Raw genomic sequence first — 21,274 nt, 5'->3', positions numbered from 1 at the left:
GGGTTCGGCCAGGAAGGGTCGTTCGGCGTGTCGTGCCATAGGACCGAAGAGCTTTCGCAAGCGGACAGCCGCGATCCGACGGCCAGCGACAAAGGAAGCCGCGCTGGCCGACCTCGACGCGCGATGCGGTGACTCAGCTCGCCGGTCTCTCGGCATCAATGGAGTTCAGATGATGCCAGGCCAAACTGTCCACCTACCAGAAGCACGTGACTATTCGGAAGCAATACGGCGGTATGCTTGCTGCGAGCCAGAAGTAGGCTACCAGTCAAAGACCATGTACCAGAAGCCTCATCAAACAGTTCACTTGAAGCCAGGTCACTTGGGCCGCTCCCACCGGCAACAAGAACCCTGCCATCAGCTAGAAAGGTAGAGGTATGGAATTTACGTGCCGTCTTCATGCTGCCAGTCGGGGTCCATACCCCTGTAACTGGATCATATATTTCAGCAGACGCAAGCGTATTGGTTCCATCAGATCCGCCTGATGCCAGCACCCTGCCATCGGGTAACAAGGAAAGGGAAAAGATGCTACGTGCCTGATTCAGGCTGCCCGTTGCGGTCCATGTTTTTGTTGCAGGATCATATAGCTCGGCTGAAGCAAGACGGGTTGTGGCACTCGTGGCCGTTCCTCCAACTACAAGCACCTTGCCCGTATTCAACAGGACAGCGCAATGGGAGTAACGTGCCTGACTCAGGCTGCCAGTGAGGGTCCATGCTCGTGTTGCCGGATCGTATATCTCAGCGGACGCCAAGGGAGCCGCACCGGCATTCTGACCACCAGCCACCAGTACCGTACCATCAGGTAGCAAGGTAGCAGTATGAATATCACGCGCCTGATTCAAGTTGCCTGTTGCCGACCAGGTTTTCGTTGAAGGATCATAGATCTCATCTGAGCTCAACGCAGAAGTAGCCCTGGATTCACCTCCAGCGACCAGCACTGTGCCATCAGGTAGCAAGGTAGCTGTGTGGCTATCACGTACCTGGCTGAGGCTGGCAACTGATGTCCAGGTATCCGTCGCCGGATTATAGGATTCAACGGAAGACAGGGAGCCCCGATTGAATCCTCCAACGGCAAGTACCGTGCCGTCATTTAGCAGGGTAGTGGTATGCAGGAAGCGTCCCTGGTTCATGGCATCCGCAGGATCCGATTCGCCTATCGCAGCGGTGTCTACATCAATCGTTATCTGCGTTGCCACGCTTCCCGCGGCATTACTGCCAGTGATGGTAAAGACTGTCGGAGCCTGTGGTGTGGTTGGTGTGCCGCTGATCTCCCCGGTCAGCGCATCGATGCTCAACCCGGCCGGCAGCGCTGGCGACACGGTGAACTGGGTAATTTCGCCGCCAGTGTACTGAGGTTCATCAATCACAACGGGACGGCCAATGATATACACCGGCACTACGTCCGAATAGGTGAGACCGGTTGGCGGCACGACTTGTGCCTGCACCTCGAGAGTGAGTTGCGTCTGGAGGCTGTCCACGCTGTTGCTGCCGGTGACCGTGTAGACCGCTGGCGCAGTCACGGCCGTCGGCGTGCCGGTAATGATCCCGGTCTGAGGGTCCAGGGTGAGGCCCGCCGGTAGCGCAGGCGACACGCTGTACTGCGTGATCTCGCCGCCCGTGGTGATCGGCGTGTTGGGCGTGATCGGCGCGTTGGCCACGTAGATGACCGAGCTGTCCAGGTAGCTCAGGGTATCCGGCGCAATGGCGGTCGCCTTGACCTCAAGCTCCAACCCGGTACTGGCGCAGCCCGTCGCATTGCAGGCGGTGATCGTGTAGAGCGTGGCCTTGGCGGTGGTGGTGGGAGTGCCGGTGATCGCGCAAGTCTGAGGATCCAGGACCAGGCCCGCAGGCAGCGGCGGCGACACGCTGCATTGGGTGATGGGACCGCCACTGCTGCTCACTGTATCGGGGATGATTTCGGTACCCTCCGCGTACACCACCGATGACTCGCGTTCGTGCAGGCCGGCAGGCGCCGTCGATGTGGGGCCGTTGCCGCCACCGCCATGGCATCCAGCCGCAAGCAGGGCCAGCGGTACAAGCAGGATATTCAGGTAACGACTTGTCCGCATGACCATGCCCTCCGCTCGCTGTTACATATCAGGATAGGTCACCTTGCCACTGGCTTCACCCGAATGCGAGCCCGACACCATTTCGCATCCGCGCACCCGCCCGGCTGCAGCTAGCCGCCCCCCCCTGAAACTTGCCGACGGCGGAAAGGGATCTGAAAGCGGACGGATCTTTCGCAATGCTGTAGGTCTCTTGTGGGTCGTTCAGAGACATCGGTGGCCTAGTGGCGGGCAGTTCGGATCGTCGACCGCAGCGACCGCGAGGCAGCCATCTAAGCCTAACGTCCCATGGCACAAGCGCCGGTAATGCGTATTCTCGGAGAAGTCACCAGATGTCGACCAATCCGACAGAATTCAAAGGGCCGCACTTTCTCTGGGGCGCGGCTTCTTTTTGAACTTCATGCAAGACGCACTTCGATTTTAGTGAAGTGCCGGAGGGCAATGGAGATCGACCGGAACGACGTCTCGTCGTGAATCTCGTTGGAGACCAATAAACCGGGAGCGAGAAATCATGGAACACGGTTTGATTGCCTGGATTGTGATAGGCGCGATTGCAGGGTGGTTGGCGGGAGTCGTGGTGAAAGGCGGCGGCTTCGGCTTGATTGTTGACATCATCGTAGGTATTGCGGGCGCGTTCATTGGCGGTTGGCTTGCGGGCGTACTTGGCATTTCGACAGGGGGAGGGTGGATTGTTTCGATCATCACGGCATTGGTCGGCGCAGTCATTCTTCTATTTGTCATCCGGCTTATCAAACGGGCGTAAGCGCAATACCGGCGCGGCAGATGTCCCCGTGGTCATTGAAGATCCGGGGCCGAGTGACTGACGTCATTTCTCAGTGACCCCGCAAATCGGCGATGAACTCTTTTATTTGTCGCTCAGCGCCGGCGGACGCAGTTCAGAGCGCCGCGTCGTACTGATGGATCTGCGCGGCAAGCCGCTGCAGCAGCCGGTTTGCCGCCGGGGAAAGCTGGCGGCCCACGCGCGTGATCAGGTGGGCTTCGGGACTTTGCAGCATCTGGTTCTCAACGGGGATCGCGGCCAGTTCGCCGGCCGCCAGTTCGGGAGCGACCGCAATCCGTGTCAGGAACGTGAAGCCGAGGCTGTTGATGATGAACAGCTTGAGTATGGTGGCCGAGTTGGTGGTCAGCGCTGGCGTCAGCCTGACCCGGTCGAGTTGCATCGCGGCGTCCACCAGGCGCCGTGTGCCATGCTCCGGATGCGTGAGTGCCAGCGGATAGGGCAGCAAGTCCTGCAGCGTGACAGATCCGACCTTGCCGGCGAGCGGAAAATCGCGCGACACGATCGCGTGCATTGGCTGGCGCGACCCCGCGCGGCTGACAACCTTCGGGTCTGGTGACGGATTGAATGCGAGCCCGATGTCGGCCTCGTCCTCGGCCACACGGCGCACCACTTCGTTGGTGCTGCACACGTCCACGGTAAGTGTGATTTCCGGGTGGCTTTCCCGGAACTGGCGAATCGGGCCGCCGATCATCGTCGACGCAAAGCCTTCGCCCATGACAACGGTGACCTTGCCGCGGCGCAGTCCGCGCAATTCCTGGATCTTGGAGACGAGATCGGCCTGGTGGGCGCGTTGCTGGGAAAAATACTCGAGCAATAGCGCGCCGGCCTCGGTCGGTTTGACACCGCGCTTGTTGCGTTCGATGAGCGGCGTGGCCAGTTCCTCCTCCAGCAGCGCGATCTGCCGGCTCACGGCCGAGGGCGCGATGCTCAGGAAGTCGGCCGCTGCGCGTACCGTGCCGCAGCGCACGGCTTCGTACAGGTAGGCGATTCGGCTCTCGTTATAGGGGTTGGGCATGCGGTCCTCCCGGACGTGACGCTGTAGCCGCCTATTCTGGCACGGTCTGGCCAGTGGCTGTCTCCCCGGCCTGCCGCCTGCGACGCATGACAAACAGCACGGCCAGGATGACCGGCACGATCAGCAGGCCTTCGACGATATCGGCGTCGGCAACGTAATGCGCTGCATGAAGCGAGCGCAGCGCCGCGCCGGACAGGGAAAGCACGTAATACGAGATTGCCGCCACCGACAGGCCCTCCACCGCGTGCTGAAGCCGCAACTGGCTGCGCGCGGTACGGTTCATGCCAGCGAGCAGGCGCGTGGTGTCTTCCTCCTGCGCCACGCTGACGCGCGTTCGCAGCAGGTCGACCGCGCGCGCCACGCGGGCGGCCACCTGTTCATGCCGCAGCCACGCCGTCCTGCACATCGCCATGGCCGGGCCGAAACGGCGTTCGAGGAACTCGGCAATCGTCGGCATGCCTTCGAGCCGCTCCTCGCGCAGTTCCTGGATGCGCGCAAGCACCAGACCCTCGTAGGCACGCGCCGCGCTGAAGCGCGAGCCGGCGTCCGCGAGCGATTCGATGCGCGCTGCAAGGTGGGTGAGCCGGGCCAGCAGCGCGGCGTCGTGATCCCGGCCGTGGGGCTCGTCCATGCTGCGTACAAGCGGGGAGAGCGAGCGTTGCAGCGCATCGAGTTCCATGCCGAGTTCGCGCGCGGCGGGCAGCGCCAGCAGGGCCATCATCCGGTAGGTCTCGATCTCGCACAGGCGCTGCAGGAGCCTGCCGCTTTGCACCTGCCGAAGGCCGTTGTCGATCACGAGAAAGCGCAGGAAGCCGTCGGGCTGGATGGTCCAGTCGCTGAACACTTGCGCGCCGCCGAGCACCCGGCTGCCGACCATCGACGCCCGGTCGATCCAGGCGCCGGGATGCTGCCGCGCCGGCTCCGCAGCGTCGCCGGGGACGAGTTCGATGCGGATGGCGACAAACCGCTTGTTTTCCAGCGCATCAAACCAGGCTGACGGCACATGCGCCGTGGCGTGTTCGGAGAAGCAGTCATTGCCGCCACGGCTTGCAACGAACGTGAACGTCGAAAACTCCGTGTGGCGTTCCCATTTGAACTGGCGGTCGCCGTTCCAGCGGGCCGTGTAGTGCGTGGCATCGCTTGCGGGCGCGGGGAGGCCGGTGAGCCGGCACAACGCGCCAAGCAGTTCGCCATGCACGGCGGTGTCGCCATCGGCGTAGATCGCGTAGTGCGCCACCGCGGCCGGGCCGGCTATGCGAAGGAACGGCCGCGCGTGCAGTTCGTTCGCCAGCTCGGCGCGCAGCGGATGGTCGAGAGACGCCTGGCGGTCGCCCAGGGCGACCGCCAGTTCTGCGCCATCAGGCGCCATGAAGCGAAGACTCCACGCCGGTGGGCGCCGGAGCGGCACGGCGATAGCGGCCAAGCGTCAGCGTGAGCGCGCAGGCTCCCAGCAGCATGCCGGACATGATAAGCAGCGGCGTGTCGTAGCTGCCGTAGTGGTCAAACCAGGCGCCGGTCGTCACGGGGCCGATCACGGCGCCAAGGCCGTAGCCCGAGAACGCGAGGCCGTAGAGGGTGCCGAATGCACGCAGACCGAAGTACGAGCGAACGAGATAGGAAATGAGGTCGCCCTCGGCGCCGATCGTCAGACCGACCAGCGCGGCGGCCAGCAGCAGGCCGTTCAGGTCATGCGTGCCACGCAGCAGCAGCAGACCGGCGACACCCGCGACGAAGAAGATGATTGTCACGATAGCCGCGTGGATGCGGTCAAGCAGCAGGCCGGTCAGCAGGCGGCCGGCGAGCAGGCCAATGCCGAGCGTTGAGGCGCCACGTGCAGCGTCGGACGCCGTGAATCCGTGGTCGGCGAACATTGCAGCCAGTTGCGGAACGAGCGCCAGCGTGCACGTCGAACCGATCAGGAAGATCAGCCAGATGGCCCACAGGCGATAGTTGCGCAGTGCTTCGCCGAGCGTCATGCCGTCGACGGCAGCTGCGCCGCCGCGGCTGTTGCGGCTGTTGCGCGGTGCAACCTTGATGCGCTCGCGGATCAGTGCGCAGGCTATCAGCGTCAGCGGAATCGATCCCGCACCGAGCGTTGCGTAGGCGGCGCGCCAGCCGTAATGGCTGATGATGTACTGGACGAACTGCGGCACCACCATGGTGCCCACGCCCAGCCCGCACATCGCCAGCGCGAGCGACAGGCCTAGGCGCCGGTCAAACCATTGCGGCAGCACGGTCAGGTAGCCGACCACGGATACCGATGTGCCAGAGACGCCCACGATTGCGGAGAGTCCGATCCACATCGCGATGCTGCCGTTCTGCTGCGACATCGCCATCACGGCCAGCCCGTAGGTGACGCCGAGCACGAGGATCACGCGCCGGATGCCGAAACGGTCCATCAGCATGCCGATCAGCGGGCCGCCCAGTGCAAGCCCCATCATCGAAGCCGAGTACGACATCGATGCCAGCGAGCGCCCCCATCCGAACTCCGCGCCCACGGGCCTGGCGAACAGGCCGCCGGCCGCGTGGTAAGACGTGAGGCCCGCAAACATGCCGAGTGCGGCGCCGAACACCAGGGCGATATAGGTCCACCGGCCCACGGCCGGCAGCGATTTTTGTTGCGTCATTTTGTCTCCTCGTTGCCTCGCCGCTTCCTATGTTGGAAGCTGTCGCGGACGTTTGATGTTGATACTGCGGCGCGTGAGTCGCGCGTCCGGCTGGGATCTCGTAGTTCGGTCAGGACCTCCCCGACGCGTGCGCGGACAGGATCAGGTCGGCAGCCTTCTCGCCGATCATGATCGATGCCGCGTTGGTGTTTGGCGAGCACATCGTCGGCATGATCGAGGAGTCGACCACGCGCAATCCATCGAAGCCGTGCACCCTCAGTTCGGGATCGACCACCGACATGGCATCGACGCCCATCTTGCAGGTGCCAATCGGATGCCAGCTTGTCTGGCCCGACTTGCGGATGTACGCCATCAGTCCCGCGTCGTCCTGCACGTCGATGCCTGGCCGTGTCTCGCGCGCGACGAACGCCGCCATGGCCGGCTGCCTGACGATCTCGCGCGACAGGCGGATGGCTTCGAGCATGACCTGCTGGTCGGCTTCCGCGCTCATGTAGCGTGGCTCGATCATCGGCGCCTCACGCGGGTCCGTGCCGCGAATGTGCAGGTGGCCGCGCGACTCTGGACGAAGCTGGAAGAAGCCAACGTTGAAGCCCGGGAACTTGTCGAGTCCGAAGCCCTTGCCGGCGTAGCGGTCGGCGCCGCTGATATGGCCGATCTGGATCTTGACGCTGGGCCGCGCATGCTGCGGGCCCGAGCGCGCGAGCGCGTGCGCCGTGACGGTGGACGTCGACATGATGCCGCGCCGCGTCAGCAGGTACCGTGCGCCCATCAGCGCCTGGCGCAACGGGCTGTGCATGACCTCGTTGAGTGTGATGGCCTGCGAGCACGCGAACGTGATGCGCGACTGCACGTGGTCGATCAGGTTCTCGCCGACGCCCGGCAGATGCTGGCGCACGGCAATGCCAAGGTCCTGGAGCCGTGTTGCGTCACCGATGCCGGACAGTTCCAGCAGTTGGGGCGACTTGATCGGGCCGGCACTGACGATGACCTCGCGCGCCGCAATCACACGCCGCGTTCTGCCGCCCTGGACGTATTCGACGCCGCTCACGCGCTTGCCGTTGAACAGCAGGCGCGTGGCAAGCGCTTCGGTAGCCAGGTGCAGGTTGCGCTGGCGCCGGCCGCGCAGGTAGCCCGCCGCGGTGCTGCAGCGCTCGCCGCCGCCCGTTGACAGTTGCAGGTAGCTCACGCCCTCGTAGGCGGCGCCGTTGTAGTCGGCGGTGGCCGGGATGCCGGCGCTCTCGCATGCTGCGATGAACGCGTTGCTCAGCGGGTTCGGATGCTGGTCGGCGAGCGACGAGACCTGGATCGGGCCGCCGCGGCCGCGGTAGGCGTCGTCGCCGACGGCGGCTGTCTCCAGCCGACGGAAGTAGGGCAGCAGCGAAACGTAGTCCCAGCCCCGATTGCCAAGCTCGGCCCAGTGATCGAACTCGGCAGGTTCCCCCCGTACGTAGATCATGCCGTTGACGGAACTCGAACCGCCGGGCATGCGGCCGCGCGGCCAGTAGATTGTCTGGTCGGCAAGCCCACGCTGCGGCTCGGTGTTGAACTTCCACACGTACCGGTCGTCCTGCAGCAGCTTGGCCACGCCGATCGGCACCTTGACCCAGAAATCGCGGTCGCGCGGGGCGCCCGCCTCGAGCAGCAGCACGGAGCCCGCGTTGCGCTCGGCCAGGCGCGTGGCGAGCGTGGCGCCCGACGAGCCGGCGCCGATCACCACGTAGTCGAAAGTTTCGCTATGTTCCATGTTCCGAACGGCTCCTGCGATCTCACGTACGACCGACGCGGTTGGTCGGCGTGGCGGAGGTCTGCACCCAGACGCTCTTCGTCTGGGTGTATTCGTAGAGCGCCTCCACGCCGCTCGTGCGCCCGTAGCCGCTGTTCTTGTAGCCGCCGAACGGCGAGGCAACGTGCACGGAGCGGTAGCCGTTGATCCAGAACGTGCCTGCGTCCACCTGACCCGCCACGCGGTGGGCGCGGCCCACGTCGCCGGTCCACACTGCGCCGGCCAGGCCGAACTCGTTGTCGTTGGCGATCGCGATGGCCTCTTCCTCGGTGTCGAACGGAATCGCGGCGATCACCGGACCGAAGATCTCGGTGCGGGCGACCTGCATCTCGTTGGAGACGCCGGCGAACAGCGTCGGCTGGACGTAGTAGCCGCCTGGCTCGAAGTTGGTGGTGCCGGCCGCGAGCTGCGCGCCTTCCGCGACGCCGGCAACGATCATCCGCTTGATGTGCTCGTACTGGCCACGGTTGCTGACCGGCCCGATCTCGGTCGACGCTTCGAGCGGATGCCCGACGCGCAGGCTGCGCGCGCCCTTGGCCACGCGCTCGATCATTTCGTCGTAGACGCTGCGCTGCACAAGCAGGCGCGATCCGGCCGTGCAGCTCTGGCCCGTACCCGAAAAGACAGCCGCCTGGGCGCCGATGGCAGCCATGTCCAGGTTGGCGTCGTCGAAGACGATATTGGCCGATTTGCCGCCGAGTTCGAGGATGCACGGGATCAGGTGGCGCGCGGCGGATTCGGCGATCTTGGCGCCCGTCGCGGGCGAACCCACGAAGACGACCTTGCGCACGATGCCGTTAGCGATTGCCGCCTGGGCGGTTGTGTGACCGTAGCCGGCCAGCACGTTGACGAGCCCGGCGGGCAGGCCGGCCTTCTCGGCCAGCGAGGCCACCGCCAGCGACGTGAACGGCGTCAGCTCCGACGGCTTGAGCAGCACGCCATTGCCCACTGCGATGGTCGGCGCGACCTGCCAGCCGAACGACAGAATCGGGATATTCCACGGCGTGACATGGAGGATGGTGCCGTACGGCTCGCGGCGCGTGTAGTTGAGGTGCGTGGTGGGCACGGCGATCACGTCGCCATGGAACTTGTCGGTCCAGCCTGCGTAGAACTCGAACATCTCGGCCACCATTTCGGCCTCGCGGCGGCTGTCGCGGATGGGCTTGCCGGTCGAGATCGACTCAAGGCGCGCGAGCGCTTCGCCGTGCTCGCGAATCTTCGCGGCCACCGCGAACAGCATGCGTCCGCGCGCGGCGTGGGTCATACCCCACCAGGTCTTCTGCGCCTCGTAGGCGGCAGCGCAGGCAAGCTCGGCAACCTGGGCGCCAGCGTCGCGATAGCTGACGCTCTTTTCGCCGGTTGCAGGGTCGAACAACTGGATTTCGTCGCCACTGCCCGGAATCAGCCTGCCTCCTACATACGAGCCAATTTCCGTGGCGCCAGGAAAGAACTCGGCGAAGGCCGCTACCAGGAATTCCGCTTTCGATTGATCCATTTGCATGCTCCAGTTGGTCAGGGTCAGTTGTGTTCGTGTGGGCCAGTATCGTTGGCGGCTACGGCGCGTTCAATGACACGCGATCCGCAATCGTGTTCTGAAAATCAGAACACCCGCGCCAGGCGCCACATCGTGGCGTGCATAGAAAGCCGCCCGGAGCGGCTGGAGCCGTCCGGGCGGAATGGAGACGGGCGCACAGAGCGCCGGTCCTGCAAGAAGGGGGGCCGCGAATCCACGGTGCCGGGTCGCGGCGCTCAGGTTTCGGTCAGGTTGCGGTCAGTCTGTCTGGCGCTGCCGCTGCGCATACCGCTGCGCGTATTTCCAGCCGAGTTCGGCCAGCGGGATGGCCTTGCGGCCCGTCTCCACGGCGTCCTGGCTCGATGCGTTGCCCTGTTTTGCGCGCTGCGCAATGCCATGCATGATCGCGGCAAGGCGGAACAGGTTGTACGCAAGATAGAAGTCCCAGTGCTCCATCGACCGCGTGCCATTGGTGCTGCCGTACCACTGCAGGTAGGTGGCCTCGTCGGGGATGCCAAGCGCCTGCAGGTCCAGGCCGCCAATGCCGCGCCACAGGTGGGCCGGGATGTGCCAGCTCATGCAGTGATAGGCAAGGTCGGCCATCGGGTCGCCCAGCGTCGACAACTCCCAGTCGAGCACGCCAATGACGCGCGCCTCGGTCGGGTGGAAGACCAGGTTGTCCAGGCGGAAATCGCCGTGGACGATGCAGGTGCTGTCGCCATCGGGCACGTGTGCGGGCAGCCAATCCACAAGGGCGGCCAGTGCCGGGTTGTCGTCCATGCCGGCTTCCCGGCACTGCGTGGCCCAGCGGCGCACTTGACGGGCGATGTAGCCGCCGTGCTTGCCGTAGTCGTCCAGGCCAACGGCGCTGAAGTCCACCCGGTGCAGCGCGCCGATGACGCGGTTCATCTCCCGGTACATGGCGGTGCGTTGCGCCTGCGGTATGCCCGGCAGCGACTGGTCGACCAGCACGCGGCCCTGCAGGAACTCCATCACGTAGAAGGGGCTGCCGACGATCGACGTGTCTTCGCTATAAAGATACGTGCGCGGCACGGGCACTTCGCTGTCCTGCAGCGCCTGCATCACGCGGTACTCGCGGTCCACGGCGTGCGCCGATGACAGCAACTGCCCCGGCGGCTTGGTGCGCAGCACGTACTGGCGCGGTCCGCAGGCAATGCGGTAGGTCGGGTTCGACTGCCCGCCGGCGAGGCGGTCGACGGTCAGTACCGGGTAGTCGATCAGCCCGCGCGCAAGCAGCAGGCGGGCGAGGGGGCCGGTGTCGAACGGTGCGCCGCCGGTGCCCGGCTTGGCCACGGGCGGCGGATGAGCAGTGGCTGACATGGTGGCTGGCATGGTGATCTCCCGTGGTCAGAGCGTGCTGACCATATGGCCGCCGTCGACCGGCAGCACCGTGCCGGTCATGTAGGACGAAGCGTCGGACGCGAGCAGCAGCAACGCGCCGTCCAGTTGCGCGGGCTGGCCAAGGCGGCGTTGCGGGATGCGGCGCACCAGTGCCTGGCCGCTTTCCGTCTCGAAGAAGTCGCGGTTGATGTCGGTCTCGAAGTAGCCCGGCGCGATGGCGTTGACGCGAATGCCGTGGCGTGCCCACTCCAGTGCCAGCGCCTGCGTCAGGTGAATCAGCCCCGCCTTGGCGGCGGTGTAGGCCGGCACCTGCTGCAGTACGCGCATGCCCAGGATGGACGCGATATTGATGATGCTGCCGCCGTTGCCGGTGTCGCGCATCATCCGCGCGGCACACTGCGCCACGCGCCACGCGCCGTTCAGGTTGGTGTCGATCACGCGCTGCCAGTCGTCTTCGGTCACGGCCAGCGCCGGGCCGGTGGTGGCGATGCCAGCGCTGTTGACGACGATGTCGATGGGCCCGAGTTCGCGGCGCGCGGCCTCGAATGCGGCTTCGACCGATGCCGGGTCGCGCACGTCCAGCGCGACCACGCAGCCGGTGGCGCCCTGTTCGCGCAGCGCCGCCAGCACCGCTTCGCCTTCGGCCACGCGGCGGCCGGCCAGCGCGACCTTGCAGCCGGCGCGCGCCAGCGTCTTCGCGAAGTGCAGGCCAAGCCCGCCGAAGGCGCCGGTGACAAGGGCGACGCGGCCCTGCAGGTCGGCGAACGGGTTGGGCATGGATTGGGGTTGGCTCATGGTGTTGTCTCTCGTGTAGTGCTGGACGTCAGATCGCCTTGACCATGTCCTCGACCACCTTCTTGGCGTCGCCGAACACCATCATCGTCTTGTCCATGTAGAACAGTTCGTTGTCCAGGCCCGCGTAGCCGGCCGCCATCGAACGCTTGTTGACGATGATGGTCTTGGCCTTGTACGCCTCCAGGATCGGCATGCCGGCGATCGGTGACTTCGGATCGGTCTTGGCAGACGGGTTCACCACGTCGTTCGCGCCGAGCACCAGCACCACGTCGGCCTGGCCGAACTCGCTGTTGATGTCCTCCATTTCGAAGACCTGGTCGTACGGCACTTCGGCTTCGGCCAGCAGCACGTTCATGTGGCCCGGCATGCGGCCCGCCACCGGGTGGATCGCGTACTTCACGGTCACGCCCTTTTCGGTGAGCAGTTCCGTCAGTTCCTTGAGCGCGTGCTGCGCACGGGCCACGGCCAGGCCGTAGCCGGGGACGATGATGACCGTCTCGGCGTTGCCCATCAGGAACGATGCATCATCCGCCGAGCCAGACTTGACCGGACGCTGCGCGCCGCCAGCGGAACTGGTCGCCGCTGCGGCGTCGCCACCGAAGCCGCCCAGGATCACGTTGAAGAACGAGCGGTTCATCGCGCGGCACATGATGTACGAGAGGATCGCACCGGAAGAACCCACCAGCGAACCGGCGATGATCAGCATCGGGTTGTTCAGCGAGAAGCCGATGCCTGCCGCTGCCCAGCCCGAGTACGAGTTCAGCATCGACACCACCACCGGCATGTCCGCGCCGCCGATCGGGATGATGATCATCACGCCGAGCACGAACGCGATGGCCAGCATCACCAGGAACGGTGTCCACTGCTGCGTCATGAAGAACACGATGCCGAAGCCGATCATGGCGACTGCCAGCAGCAGGTTCAGCCAGTGCTGGCCCGCGAACACCACCGGCGCACCCTGGAACAGGCGGAACTTGTAGCGGCCGGCCAGCTTGCCGAACGCGATCACCGAACCCGAAAACGTGATGGCACCGACGAAGCAGCCGATGAACAGTTCGATGCGGTTGCCCATCGGGATGTCATGCGAACCCGCAGCCGTGATGCCGAACGCGGCGGGCTCCGCCACGGCAGCTACCGCGATGCACACGGCCGCCAGACCGATCAGCGAGTGCATGGCCGCCACCAACTCGGGCATCTTGGTCATCTCGACCTTCTTCGCCAGGTAGGCGCCGATGCCGCCGCCAACCACCAGTGCGCCAAGAATCAGCGTCAGCCCCGAGCCGAGCGTGGACTGTGCCGTGCCGGCAGCAAGAAACTCGCTCTTCAGCTTGACGATCAGTGCCACCGTGGTCAGCACGGCAATCGCCATGCCGATCATGCCGAAGGCATTGCCCTTGCGGGCGGACGTCGGGTGGGAAAGTCCCTTCAGTGCCTGGATAAAGCAGACAGAGGCGCCCAGGTAGAGCAGGGTCACCGAATTCATTGAAAGTCCGTTCATCGCGCTTCCCCAACAAGAACGCCTTCAGCGCGAGCCGCTTCTTTGGTGGCGGGCACCGCCTTGGGTGCCTTCTTCCTGAACATTTCCAGCATGCGCTGCGTGACCAGGAAGCCGCCGAACACATTGACGGCGGCCAGCGCCACGGCCAGCGTGCCCATCACGCGCCCGGTCGGGCCTTCGGTCAGGCCGGCGGCCAGCATGGCGCCGACAATGATGATGGCCGAGATGGCGTTGGTCACGGCCATCAGCGGGGTGTGCAGGGCCGGCGTGACTGTCCAGACCACGTGGTAGCCCACGTAGATCGCCAGCACGAAGATGATCAGGTTGATCACCGTGTGATTGATCATTTCCATTTGAGTCTCCTTGGTCTCCGGTTAGCCGGTCAGCCGGCCAGCGCCGCTTCTTCCTGTCCCGTGATCAGGCAGGCGGCGACGATGTCGTCCTGCCGGTCGATGACGAGCTTGCCTTCCTTGTCCAGAATCAGCTTGAGGAAGTCGAGCACGTTGCGGGCATAGAGCGCGGATGCGTCCGCTGCAACCATGCTGGCCAGGTTCGTGTGGCCGACCAGCGTGACGCCGTGGCGTTCGACCACTTCGTCGGCCACGGTCAGCGGGCAGTTGCCGCCCTGCGCTGCGGCCAGGTCGACGATGACCGAGCCCGGCTTCATCTGCTTGACCGTGTCCTCCTGCAGCAGCACGGGCGCCTTGCGGCCCGGGATCAGCGCGGTGGTGATGACGATGTCGGCCTGCGTGGCGCGCTGGTGCACCAGTTCGGCCTGGCGTTTCATCCAGTCCGCCGGCATCGGGCGCGCATAGCCGCCCACGCCCTGCGCGATCTCGCGCTCTTCATCGGTGATGAACGGCACGTCGAGGAACTTCGCGCCGAGCGATTCGATTTGTTCCTTCACCGCGGGGCGCACGTCGGACGCCTCGATCACGGCGCCCAGTCGCTTGGCCGTGGCAATCGCCTGCAGGCCCGCCACACCTGCGCCGAGAATCAGCACGCGGGCGGCCTTGACCGTGCCCGCGGCCGTCATCAGCATCGGCATGAAGCGCTGGTAGTGGTGCGCGGCCACCAGCACGGCCTTGTAGCCGGCGATATTGGCCTGCGACGACAGCACGTCCATGCTCTGTGCACGCGTGGTGCGCGGCGCGGCCTCCAGCGCGAAGGCCGTGATGCCGGCGGCCTGCATGCGCGCCTTGTTCTCGGTGTCGAACGGATTGAGCATGCCGACCAGCGCGGTGCCGGGCTTCATGCCAGCCAGTTCCGCGGCCTCCGGCGCGCGAACTTTCAGTACCAGCGCCGCGCCGAGCGCTTCGGCAGCGGTGCCAATGCGGGCGCCGACGGCCTCATAGGCCGCGTCGGGCAGGCTCGCTCGCGTGCCGGCGCCGCTTTGCACCACGACCTGATGGCCCTGTGTGATGTATTTCTTGACGGTCTCCGGCGTTGCGGCAACACGTGCCTCTCCCGGCCGGATCTCAGTCGGGATCCCGATCTGCATGGTGAATCTCCATATGTCCCCGCGCGCCATTCGCCAGTCATGCGTTCTGGCAGCGAATGGCGCCACGGGTCAGGGGGCGCGTGCCGGGCGATGTGCCCGGCACGGGGTCAAGCGGGGCGGCTTACGCCGGGATTTCCCCTTCCAGCGTCACGCGGTTGAGCACGCGTTGGGCGGTGCCGTAGTCGTGTACGGCGTAGTGCATGGTGCAGCGGTTGTCCCACATCAGCGCATCGCCTTCCTGCCACATATGGCGGTAGACGTTGTCCGGCGTGGTCGAGTGCTCGTACAGGAAGTCGAGCAGCGGGCGGCTCTCGGCTACCGTCATGCCCTCGATGCACAGGGCGGTGTCCGGGTGGCCAACATACAGCGCCTTGCGGCCGGTTTCCGGATGCGTGCGCACGATCGGGTGAGTGGCCGTCGGCACCTTGTCGGAGCCGGTCATCTTCGCCAGGCGGGCACCGCTGAACGTGCAGCGCAGGCCCTCGATCATGCGCTGCATGGTCGGTGACAGGCGCTCGTACGAGTTGTACTGGTTGCACCACATCGTGTCGCCGCCAGTCGGGATGACGATGCCCGACAGGATGGAAATCTTCGGCGGCACCCGCGTGTAGATCGAGTCCGAATGCCAGGCTTCGGTCGAGGCGGTCTCCTTCGGGATGTTCGTGACCTGGAACAGTTCCGGGAACTCCGCCAGGCCCTTGAGCAGTGGATTGCCCTGCACCGGGGTGCCCCACAGGCGAGCGAAGGCCACCTGCGCCTCGGGCTTCAGGAACTGGCCGCGGAAGATCAGCATGCCGTGTTCAAGGAAGGCCTGGTGCAGGACCTTGAAGGTGGCGTCGTTGATCGGGTCGTTCAGGTTCACCCCGGTGACGGCGGCGCCGACGGAGCCGGTGAGCGGCTTGATGACGATGGACATGGAAGTCTCCTCAATATCCTTGGTGATGTATCAGTATGGTCTTGTAGTAGTGCGGGGGTCAGTCGAGCGTCAGCACGATCTTGCCGACGTGCTGATCCAGCTTCATGTAGGTGTGCGCCGCGTGGATGTCGGTAAGCGCAAAAGTGCGGTCGATCGGCAGGCGCACGCGGCCGGCACGCAGGAACGGCAGCATGTCGCGCGCGCAGGCCTGGATGCATTCCAGGCGCTCCTGCTCGGTGCGCGTGCGGAAGGTCACGCCGATGATGTGCAGGCGCTTGAGCCAGACCGGCGTCAGGTCGATCTGCGCGGTGGGCGAGCCGAGGCGGGCGATGTTGACCAGCCGGCCCTTGACGGCGAGGCTCTTGATGTTGTCCTCGAAGACCGGGCCGCCCACGGTGTCGATGATGATGTCGACGCCCTTGTTGTCGGTCGCGGCCATCACTGCCTCGACCTGGTTGTCCTTCGACGAGTCGATGCCCACGTCCACGCCGTACTGCATGAGCTTGTCCAGCTTGGCGGCCGAGCGCGACTGCGCGATCACCGGGTGCGCGCCCATCAGCGAGGCGATCTGGATCGCCGCCATCGCCACGCCGCCCGAGGCGCCGTTTACCAGCACCGATTCGCCGGCCTTCAGCCCGCCGTTGACGACCAGCGCGTCATGGGCGGTGATGAAGACGTTGGGGAAGGCAGCGGCGTCGATCCACGACAGGTTATCGGGGACCGGCATCAGTGCCATCGGGTCCGCCAACACGAACTCGGCCTGGCAGCCTTTGCCATGCCCCATGACCCGGTCGCCCCGGCGCCAGCCCGCCACGCCTTCACCCACGGCGGCGACTTCGCCGGCGAACTCCACGCCGGCCGTGATCGTGTTGCCCGTGCGCAGTTCGCGCGCCTGGTTGATCTCGCCCCGGTTCAGGCCCGCCGCGCGGACCCTGACCAGCACCTGTCCCGGGCCGGCTTCCGGCGCGGGGATGTCCTGGACTGCAACGGTGCCGCCTTCGGCGCCCGGAATTACGCGAATTGCTTTCAAAGCTGACTCCCTATCTGTATCGGTAGAACTGTCTGAAGGTGCTTCAGGCGGTCACGGCGGCTTCAAGTGCCGCCGTGCGCAGCCGCGCCAGCAGCTCCAGCGCGCGCGCCGCCGCCTGTTCGCCGCCGGGCACGTTGCCGCGCACGAACGGCGGGCGGATGTCCTCGATTTCGGCGAGCGCATGGATTGGCTGGTCTGCTGCCACGGCCAGCCGACGGAACTCGTTGATGGTGAGCAGGTACGTGTGGAACACGTCCTGCGCCGGGGGATTGGTGCCAACGCGATGCAGCAGCACGTTCAGCCAGTGCGTGCCGGCGAGCATGGCTCCCTCGATCTGCATTTCGTAGTCGGCATGACCCAGCTTGCGCAGCGTGGTCTCGATGCGTCGCGCCAGTGCGATATGTGCATCAATCTGCATGTCAGGCTCCTTCCGTCGCGGTGACAGGCTCGGCAAGGCGTGCGGCCAGCAGTGCCATGCAGCGGCGCAGCGCGGCATCGCATTCGTCGGCGATTGCGGCGGTAGGCGCCAGGCCGTCGCGCAGGCACGGGTCGCGGTAGTGCTCGATGATTTCCATCTGTTCCATCATCGTCGCCACGTCCTCAGGTACCGGCGCCTCCACTTTCGGGCGGCCCACATGCAGCACGTCGCCCAGCGGACCGAATGCCGTCTTCAGGCTGCCGTCCGGCTGGCGCGACAGGTAGACATGCGGCTGCGTCGGGAACTTGTCGTCGTCGCGGGTCACGCCGGCCTGGTGCAGGGCGGCGTTCACGGCATGCGTGCCGGCCGTCATGCCTGCCCAGAACCAGATTTCAAAGTCCTCGAGCGGATCGAGCCGCTGGCGCAGGGCCATCAGCTTGTCGATCTTCTCCTTATGGGACGCCACTTTCATTCTCTGTCTCCTCTTCGGCGGGATGGTTCGTCGTCCCCCGTTGACATGAAGATAGACACCACTTTCGCTGGTGTCAACAACTTCTATATAGGACTTACGATTAGGAGTAGTGGTTTTCGCTTAGTGAGCCTAGTAAAAGCTTGACACTACCCACCGCGGTTACCTACATTGCATTCCAACACCTATACAGGAGTTAAAGGAGTCAACGAGATGCCAAGAGCCATCGTGTTAAATCGGGCCGATAACGTGGCCACCCTGCTGGATGCCGGACGCGCCGGCGACAAGTGCCAGCTGGAAGGGGAAAAGACCGGAGAACTGGTGCTGCTGCAGGACGTGCCGTTCGGTCACAAGATCTGCGTGGCCGATACGTCGGCAGGCAGCCAGATCCTGAAGTACGGCCAGGTCATCGGTATGGCCAGCCGCGCCGTGCAGGCCGGCGAACACATGCATGTCCACAACATCGAGTCGTCGCGTGCCCGTGGCGACCTGGAAAAGAGGTAATAGGCATGGCAACGACCTTTCTTGGATACCCGCGCGAGAACGGCGCGGTTGGCGTGCGCAACTGGGTGGCCGTGATTTCCGTGATGGACAACTGCAACCCCGTCACGCGCACCATTGCCCGCACCGTGGGCGGCTGCATCCCCGTTACCACGCTGTTCGTGCGCGGCCAGTTCGGCGCCGATCTCGACTTCGCTTTCGAGTCGCTTGCCGGCCTGGGCCGTAACCCGAATATCGCGGCGGTGCTGCTGGTGGGCCTGGAGGAAACGTCCACCGCCGAAGTGGCCCGCCGCATCCGTGCCACGGGCAAGCCGGTGGAGACGGTCCATCTGCAGCCGAATGGCACCGTGCAGTGCATCGCCGACGGCACCCGCAAGGCCGCGAAGCTGTCGCTGGACGCGTCGCGCGCCCGCCGCGTGCCGTGCCCGGTCTCGTCGCTGGTGATCGGCGTGGAGTGCGGCGGCTCGGACACGACTTCCGGCCTGAGCTGCAACCCCGTCATCGGCAAGCTGGCCGATGCCGTGATCGCCGAGGGCGGCACGGTGATCATCTCCGAGACCTCGGAATTCATTGGCGCCGACCATCTCTTCGCCGAGCGGGCCGCCGACAGCCGCGTGCGTGAGCAGTTCGTTACCGCGGTGCGCAATATGGAGAACCTGGCCATCTCGCGCGGTGTGGACATGCGCGAGGACCAGCCGTCGCCCGACAACAAGAAGGGCGGCCTGACCACGGTCGAGGAAAAGGCGCTCGGCGCCATGGCCAAGGCCGGCAAGAGCCAGCTCGTGGGCGTGCTGCGCTACGGCGAGGCGCCGCAGAAGAAGGGGTTGCACTTTATGGACGCGCCGGCCGCGGCAGTGGAGAATCTCACTGCACTTGCCGCCGGCGGCTGCCAGCTCACCTTCTTCGGGACGGGCGTGGGCAATCCGATCGGCAGCATGGTGGCACCCACGGTCAAGGTGTGCGGCAACGTCAATACGCTCGACACCATGGCTGACAACATCGATTTCGACGTGAGCGCGGTTCTGCAGAGCGGGGCAAAGATCTCCGACCTGGGCGACGAGTTGTTTGCCTATGCGATGGACATCGCATCCGGCACGCAACTGACCAGCGAGGTGCTCGACATCCGCGAAACCGCGATCAGTCGCTTTGCATTGAGCCTCTGACGAACATGACCAAGCTGAACAGCGTCTCCGACGCGATCATCCGTTCCATCGAATCCGGCGCACTCCGCGAAGGCGACCGCCTGCCGTCCGAGGGCGAGCTGGCGACGCTGCACGGCGTGAGCGTGGGCACCATTCAAAAGGCGCTCACGCGGCTGACGCACTCGGGACTGATCACTCGCGAACAGGGACGCGGTACCTTCGTTTCGGGGGCGCGCGTGGCGCCGGCGGACGTGCGCTACCTGCGCTTCCGGGACGAGGCGGGCAACGAACTGGCGTCCTACGTTCACGCGCGTTCGGTCAAGCGCATCAAGAAGAAGGGCCCCTGGGCCGACTTCCTGGAAGGCGATGGCTACGTGCGCATTGAACGCGTGATCAACGTGGGCGGCCGGTTCGACCTGTACAGCGAGTTCTGGCTGCGCGAGGAGGACTTCGCGCAACTGGGCGGGCTGGACCGCGAGGCGCTGGAAAAGAACCTGCGCGAGCTGATCGGCCAGCGGCTGTCGCTGCCGACGCTGCGCGTTGACCAGTGGATCCGCTTCGGCCAGCCGCCCGCCACCGTGGCGCGCGAGCTGGGCCTGGAGCCCGAAGCACCGGCCTTCATCATGGAACTGCGCGGCTACACGCTGCGCGACCAGCCCCTCTATTACCAGTCGCTCTACGCGGGTCCGTTCGCGGAGCGGCTGATGATCGTGCGAGAGAAATCATGACGACCCGTTGGAGCCCCGCCGCGCTGGAGCGCTGGACGGCCGCCGTATTCGAGACCGCCGGCATGCCCGCGGAACACGCCGCCGAAGCGGCCGGCATGCTGGTCCGCACCGAACTGCGCGGCTACAAGACGCACGGCATGACCCGCGTGCCGTCATATGTCGACCGCCTGCGTGCGGGCGACTTCAACCCGCGTCCGGCCATGTCGCACCGGGCGTTTCCGGGCGGCATCGTGCTGGACGCCGACGGCGCGATGGGGCAGGTGGCCGGGCCGCTGGCCGTGCGGCTTGGCCTGGAAGCGCTGGAGACTAGCGCGTCGGTGTTGATCGCGGTGCAGTCGTGCGGCCACCTTGGCGCGCTGGGCATCCACGCACTGCTGGCAGCCGAGGCGGGCGCGTTCTGCATGGTGGGCCAGCGCACGCCGCCGCTGCTGGCGCTGGAAGGCTTTACCCGGGCTGGCATCGGCCACAACCCGATTGCTTTTGGCTGCCCGGTTCCCGGCGCAGCACCGCTGGTGTTCGACGTGGCGTGCAGCGTGGCGGCACGTGGCCACATCCTGCTGGCCGCCCGCGAAGGCCGCCCGATTCCCGAGGGCTGGGCGGTCGATGCCGAAGGTGTGCCCACCACCAACGCCGAGGCGGCGCTGGGCGGCGCGCTGTTGCCGATGGGCGGCCACAAGGGTATCGGCATCGCCATGATGGTGGAATGCCTGGCCGGCGCGATGGCGGCCACGGCGGGGTCGCTGGACCCGGCGCGTAACGACCTCAAGAGCAGTGGCGCCGTGGGCCGGCAGGGCGGTTTCGTCTGGCTGGTGAAGCCGGACGCCTTCGTCGGCCAGGCACTGTTCGCCGACTACATGACGCAATGGACGGATACGTACCGCGCTGCCGGCGGCGAGGAGGCACGGCTGCCGGGCGCGCGTGGCGATGCCATGGAGCGGGAAGGACAAGAGCAGGGCATTGCACTGCCCGAGTCGATTGCGCAGGAGTTGCGCGCCCTTGGCCGCCATGTGGACATTCCGTTCCCGGATTGATCGCCTGATCGCCTGATCGCCTGATCGCCGTATAGCGGCATTTTTGACGAACCGAAAACCAGATATCCGGAGCCGCCGGA

20 protein-coding genes are annotated in these 21,274 nt (G+C 65.5%); 5 read left to right on the top strand and 15 right to left on the bottom strand.

Annotated features, from left to right (window positions below):
* Window positions 1-155: 155 nt before the first annotated feature.
* The gene (locus tag B552_RS28175) at window positions 156-2,066 is read right to left on the bottom strand and encodes a kelch repeat-containing protein (protein ID WP_083860213.1); all 1,911 of its coding nucleotides are present in this window, start codon (window positions 2,064-2,066) and stop codon (window positions 156-158) included.
* 508 nt (window positions 2,067-2,574) lie between these two features.
* Between B552_RS28175 and B552_RS0103060 the strand changes: the two genes are divergently transcribed.
* Window positions 2,575-2,826, top strand: coding sequence for a GlsB/YeaQ/YmgE family stress response membrane protein (locus B552_RS0103060; RefSeq protein ID WP_019447529.1), 252 nt, complete (start codon window positions 2,575-2,577; stop codon window positions 2,824-2,826).
* Between the two features lie 133 nt (window positions 2,827-2,959).
* Here the strand turns inward: B552_RS0103060 and B552_RS0103055 are convergent, their stop codons facing one another.
* From B552_RS0103055 to B552_RS0102990, 14 genes are all read right to left on the bottom strand, one after another.
* The gene (locus tag B552_RS0103055; RefSeq protein WP_019447528.1) at window positions 2,960-3,880 is read right to left on the bottom strand and encodes a LysR family transcriptional regulator; all 921 of its coding nucleotides are present in this window, start codon (window positions 3,878-3,880) and stop codon (window positions 2,960-2,962) included.
* A gap of 31 nt (window positions 3,881-3,911) precedes the next feature.
* Entirely contained in the window at window positions 3,912-5,249 is a 1,338-nt protein-coding gene (locus B552_RS0103050; protein ID WP_019447527.1) for a DUF3422 domain-containing protein, read from the bottom strand.
* A complete protein-coding gene (locus B552_RS0103045) occupies window positions 5,239-6,507 on the bottom strand; it encodes an MFS transporter (RefSeq protein ID WP_019447526.1) in 1,269 nt (422 codons plus the stop codon). Before B552_RS0103045 ends, B552_RS0103050 begins: the two co-directional genes overlap by 11 nt.
* A gap of 109 nt (window positions 6,508-6,616) precedes the next feature.
* Window positions 6,617-8,251 (bottom strand): GMC family oxidoreductase N-terminal domain-containing protein, encoded by a 1,635-nt coding sequence (locus B552_RS0103040; RefSeq protein WP_019447525.1) that lies wholly within the window; start codon window positions 8,249-8,251, stop codon window positions 6,617-6,619.
* A gap of 22 nt (window positions 8,252-8,273) precedes the next feature.
* Window positions 8,274-9,785: an aldehyde dehydrogenase family protein gene (locus tag B552_RS0103035; protein ID WP_019447524.1), complete on the bottom strand. Its 1,512-nt coding sequence runs from the start codon at window positions 9,783-9,785 to the stop codon at window positions 8,274-8,276.
* 276 nt (window positions 9,786-10,061) lie between these two features.
* Window positions 10,062-11,156 carry a phosphotransferase gene (locus B552_RS0103030; RefSeq protein ID WP_019447523.1) on the bottom strand — a complete coding sequence of 365 codons (1,095 nt, stop codon included), beginning with the start codon at window positions 11,154-11,156 and terminating at the stop codon, window positions 10,062-10,064.
* Window positions 11,157-11,171: 15 nt separating this feature from the next.
* Window positions 11,172-11,960 (bottom strand): glucose 1-dehydrogenase, encoded by a 789-nt coding sequence (locus B552_RS0103025; protein WP_026035258.1) that lies wholly within the window; start codon window positions 11,958-11,960, stop codon window positions 11,172-11,174.
* Between the two features lie 28 nt (window positions 11,961-11,988).
* Window positions 11,989-13,458, bottom strand: a complete 1,470-nt coding sequence (locus tag B552_RS0103020; protein ID WP_019447521.1) for an NAD(P)(+) transhydrogenase (Re/Si-specific) subunit beta — start codon at window positions 13,456-13,458, stop codon at window positions 11,989-11,991.
* A complete protein-coding gene (locus B552_RS0103015; protein WP_019447520.1) occupies window positions 13,455-13,811 on the bottom strand; it encodes an NAD(P) transhydrogenase subunit alpha in 357 nt (118 codons plus the stop codon). The genes B552_RS0103020 and B552_RS0103015 overlap by 4 nt, the downstream gene beginning before the upstream one ends.
* A 29-nt stretch (window positions 13,812-13,840) precedes the next feature.
* On the bottom strand, window positions 13,841-14,959 hold the full coding sequence (locus B552_RS0103010; RefSeq protein WP_019447519.1) for a Re/Si-specific NAD(P)(+) transhydrogenase subunit alpha: 1,119 nt from the start codon (window positions 14,957-14,959) through the stop codon (window positions 13,841-13,843).
* A 121-nt stretch (window positions 14,960-15,080) separates the two neighbouring features.
* Complete coding sequence (locus tag B552_RS0103005; RefSeq protein WP_019447518.1) at window positions 15,081-15,875, bottom strand: TauD/TfdA family dioxygenase; 795 nt, start codon at window positions 15,873-15,875, stop codon at window positions 15,081-15,083.
* Window positions 15,876-15,933: 58 nt separating this feature from the next.
* Window positions 15,934-16,905 carry a zinc-binding dehydrogenase gene (locus B552_RS0103000; RefSeq protein ID WP_019447517.1) on the bottom strand — a complete coding sequence of 324 codons (972 nt, stop codon included), beginning with the start codon at window positions 16,903-16,905 and terminating at the stop codon, window positions 15,934-15,936.
* A gap of 43 nt (window positions 16,906-16,948) precedes the next feature.
* The gene (locus B552_RS0102995; RefSeq protein ID WP_019447516.1) at window positions 16,949-17,323 is read right to left on the bottom strand and encodes a hypothetical protein; all 375 of its coding nucleotides are present in this window, start codon (window positions 17,321-17,323) and stop codon (window positions 16,949-16,951) included.
* A 1-nt stretch (window position 17,324) separates the two neighbouring features.
* A complete protein-coding gene (locus tag B552_RS0102990; RefSeq protein WP_019447515.1) occupies window positions 17,325-17,795 on the bottom strand; it encodes a hypothetical protein in 471 nt (156 codons plus the stop codon).
* Between the two features lie 210 nt (window positions 17,796-18,005).
* On the opposite strand from B552_RS0102990, the gene B552_RS0102985 reads away from it, so the two are divergent.
* From B552_RS0102985 to B552_RS0102970, 4 genes are read left to right on the top strand one after another with little or no spacing between them, the layout of a single operon-like run.
* The gene (locus tag B552_RS0102985; protein WP_019447514.1) at window positions 18,006-18,296 is read left to right on the top strand and encodes a UxaA family hydrolase; all 291 of its coding nucleotides are present in this window, start codon (window positions 18,006-18,008) and stop codon (window positions 18,294-18,296) included.
* 5 nt (window positions 18,297-18,301) lie between these two features.
* A complete protein-coding gene (locus B552_RS0102980) occupies window positions 18,302-19,456 on the top strand; it encodes a UxaA family hydrolase (RefSeq protein WP_019447513.1) in 1,155 nt (384 codons plus the stop codon).
* Window positions 19,457-19,461: 5 nt separating this feature from the next.
* Window positions 19,462-20,163 carry a GntR family transcriptional regulator gene (locus tag B552_RS0102975; protein WP_019447512.1) on the top strand — a complete coding sequence of 234 codons (702 nt, stop codon included), beginning with the start codon at window positions 19,462-19,464 and terminating at the stop codon, window positions 20,161-20,163.
* On the top strand, window positions 20,160-21,194 hold the full coding sequence (locus B552_RS0102970; RefSeq protein ID WP_019447511.1) for an Ldh family oxidoreductase: 1,035 nt from the start codon (window positions 20,160-20,162) through the stop codon (window positions 21,192-21,194). The genes B552_RS0102975 and B552_RS0102970 overlap by 4 nt, the downstream gene beginning before the upstream one ends.
* Window positions 21,195-21,274: the final 80 nt, after the last annotated feature.

Source organism: Cupriavidus sp. BIS7 (assembly GCF_000292345.1).
Classification (GTDB): Bacteria; Pseudomonadota; Gammaproteobacteria; order Burkholderiales; family Burkholderiaceae; genus Cupriavidus.
The sequence above is the reverse complement of the archived record's forward strand: the minus strand, read 5'-3'. Positions and strand labels throughout refer to the sequence as shown.